Source organism: bacterium, from assembly GCA_028820935.1.
GTDB lineage: Bacteria > Actinomycetota > Acidimicrobiia > Spongiisociales > Spongiisociaceae > Spongiisocius.
Window position 1 is genome coordinate 115521 of record JAPPHZ010000009.1, and the last position, 14812, is coordinate 130332.

Genomic DNA, 14812 nt, shown 5'->3' on the forward strand with positions numbered 1-14812 from the left:
CGGACCGCGCCGGCGCAGTATTCGGTTCGCCGTTCGGGAGCGGTTGATGCGGCCGGCCGACTTCGAATTCCGCTCAGCCGGCACCGTCGACGAAGCCATCGCAGCCCTGAGCGGCGAGAACGGCACCATGGCGCTGGCAGGAGGGCAGAGCCTCATCCCCATGATGCGCTTCCGGCTGATCCGGCCGTCGGTCGTGGTCGACATCGGCAGGATCGAGGGCTTAGGTTCCATCGGGTCATCGGACGGGCTCCTGGAGGTAGGCGCCCTCGTGACCACCGCCCGGCTGGCCCGCAGCGCGACCGTCCGCTCGCTCTCACCCTTGTGGGCCGAGACCGCCTCGGCCATCGCGGACCCGCTCGTCCGGAATCTCGGCACAGTGGGCGGCAACCTGGCTCATGCGGATCCGCTCAACGACCTGCCCGCCGCCCTGGTGGCGGCCCGGGGACAAGTGATCGTCGTGGGGCCGAGCGGAGCGAGGACCGTCAGCAGTGACGATCTCTTCGTCGGGCCTTTCGAGACCTCGCTCCGACGAGGCGAACTGATCACCGGAATCCGGCTACCCCGTGGATCGGGAGGCGCTTACGAGAAGATGAAGAGGGCGGCGGCCGATTACGGAGTGGCTGCGGTTGCGGTCCAACTCGCCATGGACGACGGGGGACGTATCACGCAGGCCGGCATCGCGGTGACCGGCGGGGCAGATGTAGCCGCTCGCGCTGCCGAAGCCGAAGATCTGCTGGTCGGGTCCGATCCGCGGCCGTCGACAATCGCCCGTGCTGCGTCGGCCACCGCTGCGTCGGCCCTCATGGTCACCGACGACCGAGGCAGCGCCCGGTACAAGCGAGAACTCGTGAAGGCGCTCGCCGGGCGCGCCATCGAGCGCGCCACCAACCGGGGTGATGGCACATGAGGGTCACGGTCGCGGTCAACGGCGTCACCCGCCGCGTCGACTGCCACCCCTCAACGCTGCTCGTGCACCTGCTGCGGGAGGAACTGGAGTTGACCGGCACGCACGTGGGATGCGACACGAGCAGCTGCGGCGCCTGCACGGTCATACTCGACGGGGCGGCGGTCAAGTCCTGTACCGTGCTTGCCGGCCAGGCCGACGGCCGCGAGATCGAGACGGTCGAGGGACTCGCCGACGGCCACCGGCTCTCACCCCTGCAGCAGGCCTTCGCCGATCACTTCGCTCTCCAGTGCGGATTCTGCACCTCCGGCTTCCTGATGGCCGCCACCGCTTTCCTACGCCAGAATCCCGAGCCCACGGAGGCGGAGGTCAGAAAGGCCCTCGAAGGAAACCTCTGCCGTTGTACCGGCTACCAGCACATCGTCGACGCGATCCTCTCCAGCGACACACCGGGAGACCAACGATGACGGCCATCGGCGCCCGCCTGCCCCGCAAGGAGGATGCCCGGATCCTGTCGGGCGGGGGCCGCTACGTGGACGACATCACGGTCCCCCATACGGTCCATGCCAGCTTCATGCGGAGCCCCTTCGCCCACGCCGACATCGCGTCGGTCGACTTGGAGCAGGCCCGCCGGGCGCCGGGGGTCGTCGCCGCCTACTCCGGAGCCGAGTCGGCCGGGTCGATGCCCCTCATTCCCAGCGCGGCCGCCGACGATTCGCCGCCCCGGACCCCCCTCACCGGAGACCGCGTCCATTACGTGGGAGAGCCGGTGGCGATGGTTCTGGCGACCGACCCGAGGAGCGCACTCAACGCCGCCGAGCGAGCGGACATCGACTACGAACCCCTCCCCCACGTCCTGGATCCGTGGGAGGCGCTGTTACCGGACGCACCGCTGGTGCATCCAGACCGGGGAACCAACAAGATCGGCGAGATACACAAGGTGCTCGGGGATCCCGACAGTGCGTTCGCCCGGGCCGACCACGTGGTGTCCCGGCGGCTGGCGGTGCAGCGCATCTCCGCCTCTCCCATGGAACCGCGGGCCATCCTGGCGGTGCCGGAGCCGGCCTCCGGCCACCTCACGGTGTGGCTCTCGTGCCAGGCCCCCCACACCCTGCGGACGTGGTTGGGTCACATCTTCGACCTGGACGAGTCCAAGCTGAGGATCGTCGCCCCCGATGTGGGCGGCGGGTTCGGCAGCAAGCTCAACCTGTACTCCGACGAACTTGCGGTCATCTGGGCCGCACTGGAGTTGGGTGTCCCGGTGAAGTGGGTCGAGACCAGGACCGAGAACTTCACGGCCGGCGTGCACGCCCGGGACCAGATCCACAACGCCGAGCTCGCCCTCGATGCCGGGGGGAAGATACTGGCCCTCCGCAGCCACTTCGTCGGTGATCTCGGCGCGTACTTCCACTTCTTCACACCGGTCGTCCCGGACCTGACAATCGACACGCTCACCGGTAACTACGACATACCCAGCGTCGACATCAAGCTGGAGAAGGTGTTCACCAACAAGATGTCGATCGAGGCGTTAAGAGGTTCGGGAAGGGCCGAGGCGACCTTCGTGCTGGAGCGGATGATCGAGGAAGCCGCCCGGGAGCTCGACCTGGACCCCGTGGAGATCCGGCTTCGCAACCTCGTCGCACCGGATCAACTGCCGTACGAGACCCCGTTCGGGCTCATGTATACCGGAGGTGACTACCCCGCTCTTCTGAGGCGAGCGGTGGAGTTGGTGGGATACGACTCGGTGCGGGCTCGTCAGGCGGAGGCGCGCCGGAACGGGCGGTACATCGGGGTGGGATTCGCTACCTACAACCTGCTGTGCGGCTTCTCCCCGTCGGGCCACGCCTGGAACCCGATGAAGTTCTTCCCCGGCCACGAGTCGACGCTGGTCCGGGTGGACCCCCAGGGCAAGGCGGTCGCCTACTCGGGTCTCTGCCCACAGGGGCAGGGTTCGGACACGATGGTCGCCCAGATCGTCGCGGACCAGCTCCAGATCCCCTTCGACCACATCACGGTCGTCCACGGCGACACCGAGACCATCCCGTTCGGGGGCGGCACCCACGGCAGCCGGGGCGCAGTGGTAGGCGGCCATGCCGCGCTGGTGGCGGCTCAACGCGTGGTCGAGAAGGCACGGCAGGTGGCGGCGGCCATGCTCGAGGCGGCTTCGGAGGACATCGTGTTCGCGGACGGCTCGTTCACCGTCGCCGGTAGCCCCGCGTCCACGGTCTCGTGGCAGGAGGTGGCCGACGAGGCACACTTCCTCAAACGCTGCGGGCCAATGTTCGAGCCGGGCCTCGAAGCCACCGCCTTCTACGACCCGCCCGACGTCAACTTCGCCTTCGGCGCCAACGCAGCGGTCGTCGAGGTGGACACCGAGACCGGAAAGGTGAAGATCCTCGAGTTCGTGTCTGTGGACGACTATGGCGTGGGGATCAACCCCGGGATAGTCGACGGCCAGATACACGGCGGGATCGCCCAGGGAATCGGCCAGGCCCTCTACGAGCAGGTCAGCCATGACGAGGCGGGGCAGCTGCCGTCGGCCAGTTTCGCCTCCTACCTGCTCCCCTCCGCGATGGAGATGCCCCCGCTGAAGATGGACAACATCGTCTCCCCCTCTGACACGCCGCTCGGCGTGCGCGGTGTCGGCGAGTCCGGGACGCTGGCCTCGCCTCCCGCCATCGCGAACGCGGTCGCCGACGCCCTCGCTCCGTTCGGCGTGCGGATCGACCGGACCCCGCTCCGTCCGGACGTGGTCTGGGAGTTGATACACCCTGAATGATCGAAGGCATCGGCCGGGACGAAGGGTGGGATCGACCCTACGACCCCACCCCTACCGGCTCGATATTCTCTCTGCCGTCTCCTGAGGAGCCTGCCATATGGGCGATCCCACCGATGAGCGTGATCTGACGCAGAGCCGGGCCGTAGCGGCCCGCGACGAGGCGGTCATCACGCCGTCGATGAAGTACCGGCTGTATCCGTTCGTGGTCGCCAGGTCGGACGGCGTCCGTATGTGGGACAAGGACGGCAACGAGTACCTCGACTGGATGGCGACCGGAGGTACTGCCGCCGCGGGATACGGCCACCCGAAGGTGCGGCAGGCGGCAATGGACGCCATCAACAACGAGTACAGCGGTCCGCTCGTCTGTTACATCCACGAACCGGCCGTCGAGCTGGCGGAGCGCCTGATCGACATCTTCCCCGGAGACTTCGCCAAGCAGGCCTGGTTCGGCGTCTCCGGCTCCGACGCGATGGACGTGCTCGCCAAGGTGGCGCCTATCGCATCGGGAAGGCCGCGCCTGATCTCCTACATCGGCGCCTTCCACGGTATGACGATCGGCTCCGGCGCCATCTCGGGCCACGGAGCGCTGACGCGCCCGATACCCGGCGGCCACATCACCAAGGCTCCGTATCCCAACCCCTACCGGTGCGCCTGGGGCCCGTGCGATAAGAGCGAGTGCTCCCTCAGATGCCTCGACTACCTGAAGAACGACCTGCTGGTCAACGTGTCGCCCTCGGACGAGACGGCGGCGATCTTCGCCGAGAGCATCCAGTCGGACAGCGGCGAGATCGTCCCGCCGGACAACTACTTCCCTGCCCTGCGGGACCTGTGCGACGAGCGGGGGATCTGGTTGATATTCGACGAGGTCAAGGTAGGCCTGGGGCGGACGGGACGCATGTTCGGCTTCGAGCACTTCGGGATCGAGGCGGACGCGGTCGGGCTCGCCAAGCCGTTGGGAGGAGGCTTCCCGCTGTCGGCGGTGGTAGGCCGCCAGGAGATCCTCGATGTCGACCTCTACACGGCCTACACGCTGGGCGGCTCGCCGTTGTCCTGCTCCGCGGCGGTGGCCGTACTCGACGTGATCGAGGAGGAGGACCTGGTCCGCAACGCTGAGGAGATGGGCAGGTACCTGCGCGACAAGCTCGACGAGATGAGAGCCGACCACCCGCTCATCGGGGACGTGCGCGGCAAGGGCCTCCTGATCGGGGTCGAGTTGGTGAAGGACCACCGGACACGCGAGCCTGCCGAAACCGATGCGTACCGGCTCGCCTACCGCTGCTTCGAGCTCGGCCTGATACTGCTGGCGTTCGGCAACGTGATGGAGATCACCCCGCCGCTGACCATCACCCGGAGCGACGCCGATGAAGCATTGGACATCTTCGACCGCGCCCTGGCCGACATAGAGGCCGGCCGGTTCGACGACAGCAAGCTGCCCGATTTCCTGGGGCACTGATCGCTGGACATCGGCGCGTCCGGCCAGGGTCACCCACTAGCCCGACACAACATTTCGGCCCTCGGTAACGGCTCTCGAGCCCTTCCCACGAGCTGACCTCCTTCCGGTTCGCCGGGACTCGCATTCCGATCATCTGAGCCAATCCGTCGGCCCGTATACACCTCCCTCGTACCTCCTAGCCCGCATCGGCACGCCGCCGCGCCGGTCCGATGGATTCTCAGATGTTTCCCACCTGGTCTTCAGGTGATTCACAGGTTGGGGTCGAAAGATGCTGATCAGTAATCGAGCCCTCAGTGATGAAAGGAGAAAATCATGAGGAAGAAGATCATGGCTCTGGGGCTGGCGGGAGCGCTGGTCCTGGGGACAGGCGCCATCGTGTGGAGCGAAGGCGGCGATCAGCAGACACAACAGACCATCCATGCGGAGGTCGGGGAAGCCGGCGGCGCTGAAGGGGCCGGCGAGGGTACGGAGACCGGTACCGGCGGCGGTGAGGAAAACACCACCCAGTACGGCCTCAACGACACCTTCGACCAGGTCCGGGCCGGGTCACGGCTCATCATGAACTACGACCCGGCGGCCAACGCCTTCATCGGGACGGTGGAGAACACCACCAACACCACGCTGAAGAACGTCCGGATCGAGATCCACCTCTCCAACGGGGTGGAACTCGGACCCACAACCCCCATCGACCTAGCACCCGGAGAGATCGTGGACGTCCGCCTGGACGCCACCACCCAACCCTTCGACACCTGGGTCGCCCACGCCGAAGTGGGCACCCAAGGCACCGACCAGGGAACCGGAGGCGAAGGGACCGGCGAGGGTTCCGAAGGATCAGGCGGTGAAGGAAGCGGAGAGGGTCACGGCTCCGAGGGCGGCGGTTCGTAGAACCTCACCCCACCGTCCTCCCGACTCGACCCCGGCTCAGCCGGGGTCGAGGCATTTGCAGCTCTCATCGCGCAGTCGTCCCGCGCCAGGCAGGACCTGTCGGGTAGCGGAACTCGTCGAGTGACGCCCCCCGGATCTGGGAACTGAATCCTGGCCGGCTCGGGGCGACATAGGACCCATCGGCTACGACCACCGGATCCACGAAGTGTTCATGCAGGTGATCGACGAACTCGATGGATCGTCCCTCCATCTCGGCGCCGATGGCGATGAAGTCGAGCATCGCCAGGTGCTGGACCAGCTCGCACAGCCCCACCCCTCCCGCATGCGGCACTACCGGGACCCCGAACTTGGCGGCCAGCAGGAGGTTGGCGATGTTCTCGTTCACCCCGGCCACCCTCGTGGCGTCGATCTGCATGATGTCGATCGCTCCGGCCTGGAGCAGCTGCTTGAACACGACCCGGTTCTGGACCGCCTCCCCCGTGGCAACCTTTATCGGAGCGACCGCTCGCCGGATGGCGGCGTGGCCGAGGATGTCGTCCGGGCTGGTGGGTTCCTCGATCCAGTACGGAGAGTGCGACGCCAACTCGCCCATCCACTCGATGGCCTCTCCCACGTCCCACTTCTGGTTCGCGTCCACGGCGATCAGCACGTCGGGCCCCACCGCCTCGCGGGCCAGCCGCAGGCGGCGCTGATCGTCCTCGATGGAACCGCCGACCTTGAGCTTGATGAGCGTGAAGCCGTCGTCGACCGCTTCCCGGCACAGGCGTACCAGCTTGGAGTCCGAGTAACCCAGCCACCCCGGACTCGTCGCGTAGGCCGGATACCCGTGCTCCAGCAACAGGCGCTCCCTCTCGGCCCTGCCGCTCTCGGCACGGCGCAACAGCTCGACCGCCTCTTCCTCGGTCAGCACGTCCGACAGGTACTGGTAATCGACCATCGCCGCCAGTTCCTCCGGCGAGAGATCGGCCAGGTACTTCCAAAGCGGTTTGCCTGCCGCCTTGCTCGCGAGGTCCCAGACGGCCGTGATGACGGCCGCCGCGGCCATGTGGACGACTCCCTTCTCGGGACCGAGCCAACGCATCTGAGAATCCTGGGTGAGGAGGCGGGAGAAGGACCGTGAGTCGGCCACGATCTCGGCCAGGTCGAGACCGACAACCAGCGGGGCGAGAGCTTCGAGCGCTGCCACCTCGATCTCGTTTCCCCTACCGAGGGTGAAGCAGAACCCGTGGCCCTCGACGCCATCACCGGCATCGGTCCGAAGGATCACGTACGCGGCCGAGTAGTCGGGATCGGTGTGGACCGCATCCGACCCGTCCAGGTGCTCGGACGTTGGAAACCTGATGTCAAACGCCTCTGCGGCGGTGATCCGTCTGCCCGCTAACACCCGCTTCATGATCGGTGCCCCGGTCAGTGACCAGACGCGGGAACGTAGCCCTCGAGAGGTTGGACCAGGATGCCGCCGTCGACGACGAGGAAGGCCCCGGTCACGAAGGCGGCCATGTCGGAGGCGAGAAACAGCACCGCCCTTGCAACGTCGTCAGGATCGCAGAGGCGGCCGAGCGGAGTCCTCTCCTTGATGCCGTCCCACTGCGCCTCTACGTCGATCCCCTCCGGTGCGCCTGCGGTCACCAGGGCGATCGCCCCCTCGGTCATGGCCGCGCCCGGGCACACGGCGTTGACCCGGATGTTGTGGCCCGCCAGCTCGACCGCCATGGACTTGGTCATCCCCCCGATGGCGTGTTTCGAGGTCGTGTAGTGCGACAGGCCCTCCGCAGAGGTGTTGAACGCGTCGACCGAAGCGATGTTGACGATGGAACCACCGCGGCCGTCGGCGATCATCCGCTGGGTGACCGCCTGGGCCATCTGGAACGTGCCGACCACGTTGACCGAAACCGTGTCGGCGAACTCATGGGGTGGCATGTTCGAGAAGTAATAGTTCGAGAAGATACCGGCGTTGTTGACCAGTATGTCCACCCGGCCGGACCGCTCGGCCGCAGCCTCGACCAGCGCGTCCACTTTGTCCCTGTCGGCAATGTCGACGCTTTGTGCGACAACGTCGCATCCGAGACCTCTCAACCGCTGCGCCGACTGCTCGGCGCCCTCCACATTCCTATCAGCGACGAAAACCGTCGCGCCGGCTTCGCCGAGACGGCGCGATATGGCAGCGCCGAAACCTTGGGCTGCTCCCGTGACGATGGCGCACTTCCCCTCGAGGCTCACAAGCTCGCTGATACTGGGCAGTGCCATATCGCATCCTTCGGTCGTCGCTTCCCGGTGCCGGACGATCTTACCGCCGGGACTGCGCGCCAACGCCCCCGGCCGGTCCGGTTACTGTTCGCTGGCGGGCGTCAGGCGTTTGCCCGAATGCGGCGCCCGCTTGCGATAGTGGCCATGGCAGCGAGGTCCGTGGTGCCGGCTCCGGTCACGAGGGCCCGCTCAACCGCCAGATTCGAGACGAGGGGTCGCGATGAGAGTCGGGTTTGTAGGTACAGGGATCATGGGTCGGCCGATGGCCGGCCGTCTCCAGGAGGCCGGCCATCCGTTGTTCATCGTCCGGCACCGGTCCGAGCCACCAAGGGAACTCCTTGATGCCGAGGCCCTACTCGTGGAGTCGGCCATGGCGGTCGCCGAGGCGTCCGACGTGATCTTCACGATGGTTCCCGACACAGCCGCTGTGGAAGACGCTCTCTTCCGGGACCGCGGCGTAGCGACAGGGTTGAGCCCGGGGAAGGTCGTGGTCGATATGAGCTCGATCTCCCCGTCCGCCACGCAGGTGTTCGCGGAACGTGTCCGAGAGCTGGGCTGCGAGTACCTCGACGCGCCGGTGTCGGGGGGTGACGTGGGCGCCAGGGACGGCACCCTGTCCATCATGGTGGGCGGGCCTCAAGAGGCTTTCGAGAGGGTCAGACCCCTCTTCGACGTGATGGGCCGGACGGTCACGCTGGTGGGTGGATCCGGCGCGGGCCAGCTGTGCAAGGTCGCCAACCAGATGATCGTGGGCATCAACATCGCCGCGGTGAGCGAGGCGCTGGTGATGGCGTCCAAAGCGGGCCTGGATCCGGTACCGGTCAGGGAGGCACTGTTGGGCGGCTTCGCATCCTCCCGAATCCTGGAGGTGCACGGTCAACGCATGATCGACCGTGCTTTCGAGCCCGGGGGCCGGATCGAGCTTCACCAGAAGGATCTGGGCTTGGCCCTCGCTGAGGCAGAGCAGTTGGGGGTTGCAACACCGATGACTTCGGTATGCCGGGATCTGATGGATGCCTGTGCATCTCAGGGCGGGGCCGGATGGGATCACTCCGCGCTGATCCGCGCCTACGAGCTGCTGGCCGATCACGAATTGGGCACCCTCTAGCTCCTTGTGCGCCCACTCGGGCGCCATCCCGGTCAAAGAGAGACCGGGAAATGGGTGTGGATATAACCGAAGTTCGGGGAGGGAAACTTCGGGGAAAGCCGCTCGGGAACGACCGTGTGGATCGGCGTCTAAGTAGGCGCCACAAACCGGACCTGCGGCAGGATCTCCGGCAACCGGCCCGAGAAGCGCCGAAGGCCCCGCACCAGTGGCTCCTGACGCTGAGCCGACAACGAGCGCTTAGTGCTCCGTTGACCTGATGAGTAACGTGGGATCCACCATGCGTTTTGCTGAAAGGCAGCTCGGCGGCTGGTCACTCTTGCTCGGGACCGCGGCAGTGGCGATGGGTTATGCGCTCTCGCCTGGCCGCGGCGCGGTGGACACCGTGCCCAGCACCAGCCTCACAGACCTCACGCTGGCGATGGCGCGCAACCAGGAGCTTTCCTACACCGTCCCTCTTGTGATCCTCTTTGGCGGCCTGCTCATGTTTCATGGCCTCCTGACCCTGCGACGGCATGCCGACCCCCTGGCACAGCTCGGCCTTCTGGGGATGGTCTTCGGCCTGGTGCTGCAGATGGTGATGCGAGGCCTCGACTACATGATCACCGGTTTGGGAGTGGCGGCGCTGGATACCAGCGGGGAGCGGGCGCAGGAGTGGCTCCAATCGGCCCACGAGATGCAGCGGCTGGTGTTCGGGCTGCAATTCACCTCGATAGTTGTGGGCTTTACAGGAGCGGCGATCATGGCGCTGGGACTGGCCCTCAGGCCGGAGCCCTTACGCATTCCCCCCGTGCTGAACATGATCGTCGCGGTGCTGGCCGTGGCGGCGCTGGGGCTCTTCATCGCCGCGTGGCATTCGAACGCGCTGGAGTTGGCGCTGGCGCCCGCCTTCGCAGGAATGTCGCTGGGCGGGATCGTCTACATGAGTTTCTTGGGGTGGAGGTTGATCAGGGCAGACCCGAACCGGGAGCGAGGCAACCAGTAGCCCATGGTTGGCGAGGGGACTCTAAAACAGATCGAGCAGCGGGTACTGTGGCTGGCCGTGCGGATGGTCGACTACGTCAACCGGGACCGCAGCACCGAGATCAAGGTGGGGGGCCACCAGGCATCGTCCGCCTCGCTCGTTTCGGTCATGACCGCCCTGTGGTTCAACCACATCGGTGGCGACGACAAGGTGGCGGTCAAACCCCACGCGTCGCCCGTGTACCACGCTATCAAGTACCTGACCGGCGAGTTGGACCGCTCCTACCTCACCCGGCTGCGCCGGCTGGGCGGCCTGCAGGCCTACCCGTCCCGCACCAAGGACCCCGACGTGGCCGACTTCTCGACCGGTTCGGTCGGCTTGGGGGCGGTGGCGCCGCTGTTCTCGGCGGCCGCCCGGCGATACCTGGACACCAAGTTCGGCCCGCGGGACCCGGCCCGTTTCATAGCGCTGGTGGGCGACGCCGAACTCGACGAGGGCAACGTGTGGGAGGCGATAGCGGAGCCTGCCCTGGCCGGCCTGGGCAACGTCATGCTGGTGGTGGACGCCAACCGCCAGAGCCTCGACCGGGTGGTGCCGGACATTGCGGTGGGGCGGATGGCCAATGCCTTCGCCGCGGCCGGATGGCACGTCACCCAGGCCAAATACGGGAGGCGCCTCCAGCAGATTTTCGACTTGCCCGGCGGCGTGGCATTGCGCCGGCACATAGACGGGATGTCCAACGAGCATTACCAGAGCCTGTTCCGGTTGCGCGGCTCCGACCTCCGCGAGCAGTTCCTCGAGGGCGCCGCCCGAGGCGTAGCAGAGTCGATCGCCGGGGTCAGCGACGAGAACCTTCCCTCGGTCGTGCACGATCTCGGTGGCCATGACCTCGTGGAACTGGTCAGGTGCTTCCGGGAGTGTGACTCGGAGCGGGGCCGGCCGAGCATCGTATTCGCCTACACGGTCAAGGGCTATGACCTCCCGTTCGCCGGCGACCCGCTCAATCATGCGGCCCTACTCAGCCCGTCCCAGATCGACGATCTACGGTCCAGGGTGGGGTTGACCCCCGAGACCGAGTGGAACCGGTTCGATATGGCCAGTCCCGCCGGCAGGGTGTGCGCGGGAGTGGGCGGGGAGATCAACAACCTGCCTACGCCACCCCGCCCCGTCCTGCCCCTCCCGGCCGGCATCGGGACGTTCGCCCGTACGGCCGCGACGGCCCGGCCCGTCTCCACCCAGGATGCCTTCGGCAGGGTGCTGGCGAGGCTTGCCGATGTCGAAGGGGTAGCCGAACGACTGGTGACCACGTCGCCGGACGTGGCGATTTCTACGAACCTCGGAGGGTGGATCAACAAGGCCGGGGTCTTCTCCCCCGAGCACCGGCCCGACTACTCGGCGACCGAGACACTGTTGCGCTGGAAGCCGGGTCCGGATGGGCACCACATCGAGTTGGGGATCTCCGAGATGAACCTGTTCATGCTGTTGGGCCAGTTGGGGCTCTCCCACGATCACCACGGCGAGATGCTGCTGCCCATAGGCACCGTGTACGACCCGTTCGTCCTCCGGGGTCTCGATGCCTTCATTTACGGCACCTACAGCGGCAGCCGGTTCGTGGTGGTGGGCACTCCATCCGGGATCAGCCTCGCCCCCGAGGGCGGCGCCCACCAGTCGACCATCACACCGTCCGTGGGGATAGAGCTGCCGGGCGTCGACTTCGTGGAACCCGCCTACGCCCAGAGCCTGGAATGGCTGCTGATCGATGCCCTACATCGGCTGTCGGATCCCGACGGCGCCATCTCGTACCTCCGCCTTAGCACCCGGCCCATCGACCAGAACCCCTTCCGGAAGGTACTGGATTCGATGGGAGAGGACCGCGTCCGCGCCGACGTGGTGGCGGGCGGTTACCTGCTACGGGGCCCATCGGACACTTCCCTCGTCCCGGTGGTTCTGGCCGGGAGCGGCTCGGTGATGCCGGAACTCGTGGCGGCGGCCGAGGAACTGGAGGAAGAGGGAGTCGGCGCCTCTGTGCTCTCGATCACGAGCCCGGACCGCCTCTACGCCGGCTGGATCCGCACGCTGCGTCGATCACAGTCCCGCTTCACCCGGCCGGCGGACGACCATCACCTCGCCACCCTCATCCCGCCTCGGCTCCGGCGCGCGCCGATCGTCACCGTACACGACGCAGCCTCACACACCATGGCCTGGCTGGGCTCCGTGTACGGGCAACTCGTGGTCCCTGTGGGGGTCGACGACTTCGGCGAGTCGGGGACGATCCCGGAGTTGTACGAGCGCTTCGGCCTGCGGGCGGAGCAGGTGGTCAACAGCGCACTGGTCGCCCTGGCCGCAAACGGGGACCTCGATCGGTAGTCCGTAGTCGATCCAGGACCACAGCGGAGGCACTCGCGGCGCCGCCCAGGGTGGGGCGGGGTGGGACCAGTCCGAGTTGGTCCAGGCTACGCACTCGTGGCCAACCACGAGTCGGGGACCGAGTAGGTCAGGGCAAGCGGGTTTCGGTTAGCCCGTCCTCCGGCGTCCAGGCACTCACAACCAAGGAGCGATCCTCCACTCGAGCCAGGACCACGCGGCTGATGTCGGCTGTGAACAACGCCATGGTCGAGGGATCATCGATGGAAAAGCGATGGCCTTCGATGAAGAGGGCCATGTCCTCGTCCGAAGCCGCCAGCGCCTGTCCTTCGACCCTGGCATCTCCCGACAACAGTTCTTCGCCGTCGAGCGCACTGTGTATCGAGAACCGCGGGTCTCGTCGGAGATCGGACGTTTTGCGCGAGATGGCATCCATGGCCAGCCACAGGTGTCCATCCCGGATGGGGGTCTCCATACCCGAGAGCCGTGGCGCGCCGTCGCTCCTCAGGGTGGCCATCACCGCATGACGGTGGCTCTCGAATCGCTCCTGGACAGAGCCCGCCAGACCCGGCTCGGCGTGCCGAAAGTCCGCCCATGTCACCGCCATCTTGGTGTCACCCCTACACCGCATGCCCGGAGTGGAGTCGTCTGGTTGATCCCTGGTGACAACACCCGGGCAGACCGCGTTGAGCCGGTTAGAACAGCGTCAGGTACTGGTCCACCTCAGATCGGGTCACCTTATGGTGGTGGGCGAGGAACTCCTGCCGCTTGACCGCTGCGAAGTAGTCGCTGTAGGGCCCGTCGGCTGTCATACCCAGGCCGGCGCGCAGCACGTCACTGCCCGTCAGGTTGTCGGCCGCGTGCAACAGCGTCGGCGGTAGCGTCTTGATGCCCCGGGCCGCTACCTCCTCGCTCGAGAGGGTGAAGAGGTTGTCGGTATTCGGGTCCCCCGGGTCCATCCCGTTGTCAATGCCATCCAGACCGCAGGCCAGGATGGCGGCGAACAGCAGGTAGGGGTTGGCGGCGCCGTCGGGAAGCCGGATCTCGATCCGGTCCGGCTCCGGGACACGGATCATGTGGGTGCGATTGTTGCCGCCGTAGGCGGCGTAGGCCGGCGCCCAGGTCGCTCCGGAGGTGGGCGCGCCCACGCCCATCCGCTTGTACGAGTTGACGATCGGGCACGCCACCGCCACCAGCGACTCGGCATTCGCCAGTAGACCGGCAGTGAACTGGTAGGCCAACTCGCTGAGACCCAGGCCCTTGCTGTCCGTATCACCGGCGGGGAAGAGAGGCTCGTCCGTGTCCCCGGTCCACAGGCTCATGTGGGCATGGAGTCCGTTCCCGGTCCGGTCGGCGAACGGCTTGGGCATGAACGTGGCGAAGCGCCCGTCCCGCTGGGCCAGCGTATGGATCATGAACCGGAACAGGATGAGCCGGTCGGCGGTGGTGAGGGCATCCGAGTACTTCCAGTTCTGCTCGAACTGGCCGTTGGCGTCCTCGTGGTCGTTGGCGTAGTTCTCCCAACCCATGGCGTTCATGTGCTTCGACACCTCGGTCAGGTGGGGCAACATCCGGGTGAGCAGGCGAGCGTCATAACAGGGTCGCGGATCGGTGTCGAGCGGGTCGGCAACCCGAATCGTCCCGTCATCGCCACGAGCCACCATGGAGTACTCCGCTTCGAAACCGGCTTTGAGGACCAGGTTGCGTTCCGCCAGCGAGTCCAGGGCATTGCGCAGGATGACCCGGGGCGCGTAGGGCCACAACTCGCCCTCCACGGTGGGATCGCACTGCATTACGGCGACGTTCGGTTGCCAGGGCAGTTGGGTGTAGGAGGCCGGGTCCGGTATCGCCAGGATGTCCGGGGCGGAAGGGTCCTGGCCCATGGGACCGGCCGCGAATCCTGCGAACCCGGCGCCGTCGGCCATCAGACCGTCGAGGGCTTCGACGGGCACCAGCTTGGCGCACGGCTTGCCGTGCATCTCCACGAACATGGCGTAGATGAACTCCACGCCATCCGCTTCGATCCTCGACCGGATGTCCTCCACTGAGCCCACGTCAACCTCCTCAGACAGCTTCCCGGCAATCGAGACGGCGCCGGTTCCCCGGCGTCG

General features: G+C 66.7%; 12 protein-coding genes. 8 read left to right on the forward strand and 4 right to left on the reverse strand.

The features are described from left to right. Positions 1-46 precede the first annotated feature (46 nt). The 5 genes from OXM57_01350 (at position 47) to OXM57_01370 (ending at position 6021) form a co-directional block, all read left to right on the forward strand. Positions 47-907: a xanthine dehydrogenase family protein subunit M gene (locus OXM57_01350; GenBank protein MDE0351326.1), complete on the forward strand. Its 861-nt coding sequence runs from the start codon at positions 47-49 to the stop codon at positions 905-907. Continuing rightward, positions 904-1371 carry a (2Fe-2S)-binding protein gene (locus tag OXM57_01355; protein ID MDE0351327.1) on the forward strand — a complete coding sequence of 156 codons (468 nt, stop codon included), beginning with the start codon at positions 904-906 and terminating at the stop codon, positions 1369-1371. Before OXM57_01350 ends, OXM57_01355 begins: the two co-directional genes overlap by 4 nt. Beyond that, positions 1368-3683 carry a xanthine dehydrogenase family protein molybdopterin-binding subunit gene (locus OXM57_01360; GenBank protein ID MDE0351328.1) on the forward strand — a complete coding sequence of 772 codons (2316 nt, stop codon included), beginning with the start codon at positions 1368-1370 and terminating at the stop codon, positions 3681-3683. Before OXM57_01355 ends, OXM57_01360 begins: the two co-directional genes overlap by 4 nt. Positions 3684-3780: 97 nt before the next feature. Continuing rightward, positions 3781-5136, forward strand: a complete 1356-nt coding sequence (locus OXM57_01365) for an aspartate aminotransferase family protein (GenBank protein ID MDE0351329.1) — start codon at positions 3781-3783, stop codon at positions 5134-5136. 312 nt (positions 5137-5448) lie between these two features. After that, entirely contained in the window at positions 5449-6021 is a 573-nt protein-coding gene (locus OXM57_01370) for an FxLYD domain-containing protein (protein ID MDE0351330.1), read from the forward strand. A gap of 64 nt (positions 6022-6085) precedes the next feature. Here the strand turns inward: OXM57_01370 and OXM57_01375 are convergent, their stop codons facing one another. Both OXM57_01375 and OXM57_01380 read right to left on the reverse strand, forming a co-directional pair. Beyond that, positions 6086-7414, reverse strand: a complete 1329-nt coding sequence (locus OXM57_01375) for a fuconate dehydratase (protein MDE0351331.1) — start codon at positions 7412-7414, stop codon at positions 6086-6088. Positions 7415-7428: 14 nt separating this feature from the next. Next, positions 7429-8268, reverse strand: a complete 840-nt coding sequence (locus OXM57_01380) for an SDR family oxidoreductase (protein ID MDE0351332.1) — start codon at positions 8266-8268, stop codon at positions 7429-7431. A gap of 220 nt (positions 8269-8488) precedes the next feature. Between OXM57_01380 and OXM57_01385 the strand changes: the two genes are divergently transcribed. The 3 genes from OXM57_01385 to OXM57_01395 all read left to right on the forward strand — a co-directional run bounded on the left by OXM57_01385 (position 8489) and on the right by OXM57_01395 (position 12704). Beyond that, a complete protein-coding gene (locus tag OXM57_01385) occupies positions 8489-9376 on the forward strand; it encodes a 2-hydroxy-3-oxopropionate reductase (protein MDE0351333.1) in 888 nt (295 codons plus the stop codon). Positions 9377-9653: 277 nt separating this feature from the next. Beyond that, complete coding sequence (locus OXM57_01390; GenBank protein ID MDE0351334.1) at positions 9654-10358, forward strand: hypothetical protein; 705 nt, start codon at positions 9654-9656, stop codon at positions 10356-10358. Positions 10359-10361: 3 nt separating this feature from the next. Beyond that, positions 10362-12704 (forward strand): pyruvate dehydrogenase, encoded by a 2343-nt coding sequence (locus tag OXM57_01395; GenBank protein ID MDE0351335.1) that lies wholly within the window; start codon positions 10362-10364, stop codon positions 12702-12704. A 127-nt stretch (positions 12705-12831) separates the two neighbouring features. Here OXM57_01395 and OXM57_01400 read toward each other — a convergent pair whose 3' ends face one another. Both OXM57_01400 and glnT read right to left on the reverse strand, forming a co-directional pair. After that, positions 12832-13308, reverse strand: coding sequence for a pyridoxamine 5'-phosphate oxidase family protein (locus OXM57_01400; protein MDE0351336.1), 477 nt, complete (start codon positions 13306-13308; stop codon positions 12832-12834). A gap of 88 nt (positions 13309-13396) precedes the next feature. Continuing rightward, positions 13397-14755 carry a type III glutamate--ammonia ligase gene (glnT, locus tag OXM57_01405; protein MDE0351337.1) on the reverse strand — a complete coding sequence of 453 codons (1359 nt, stop codon included), beginning with the start codon at positions 14753-14755 and terminating at the stop codon, positions 13397-13399. Positions 14756-14812: the final 57 nt, after the last annotated feature.

What these genes read in the sequence shown, in the direction of transcription:
- OXM57_01390 (MDE0351334.1), top strand. Translation starts at nt 9,654, where the DNA reads ATGCGTTTTGCTGAAAGGCAGCTCGGCGGCTGGTCACTCTTGCTCGGG.
- OXM57_01370 (MDE0351330.1), top strand. Translation starts at nt 5,449, where the DNA reads ATGAGGAAGAAGATCATGGCTCTGGGGCTGGCGGGAGCGCTGGTCCTG.
- OXM57_01355 (MDE0351327.1), top strand. Translation starts at nt 904, where the DNA reads ATGAGGGTCACGGTCGCGGTCAACGGCGTCACCCGCCGCGTCGACTGC.
- OXM57_01395 (MDE0351335.1), top strand. Translation starts at nt 10,362, where the DNA reads ATGGTTGGCGAGGGGACTCTAAAACAGATCGAGCAGCGGGTACTGTGG.
- OXM57_01400 (MDE0351336.1), bottom strand. Translation starts at nt 13,308, where the DNA reads ATGGCGGTGACATGGGCGGACTTTCGGCACGCCGAGCCGGGTCTGGCG.
- OXM57_01360 (MDE0351328.1), top strand. Translation starts at nt 1,368, where the DNA reads ATGACGGCCATCGGCGCCCGCCTGCCCCGCAAGGAGGATGCCCGGATC.
- OXM57_01365 (MDE0351329.1), top strand. Translation starts at nt 3,781, where the DNA reads ATGGGCGATCCCACCGATGAGCGTGATCTGACGCAGAGCCGGGCCGTA.
- OXM57_01380 (MDE0351332.1), bottom strand. Translation starts at nt 8,268, where the DNA reads ATGGCACTGCCCAGTATCAGCGAGCTTGTGAGCCTCGAGGGGAAGTGC.
- OXM57_01375 (MDE0351331.1), bottom strand. Translation starts at nt 7,414, where the DNA reads ATGAAGCGGGTGTTAGCGGGCAGACGGATCACCGCCGCAGAGGCGTTT.
- OXM57_01385 (MDE0351333.1), top strand. Translation starts at nt 8,489, where the DNA reads ATGAGAGTCGGGTTTGTAGGTACAGGGATCATGGGTCGGCCGATGGCC.
- OXM57_01350 (MDE0351326.1), top strand. Translation starts at nt 47, where the DNA reads ATGCGGCCGGCCGACTTCGAATTCCGCTCAGCCGGCACCGTCGACGAA.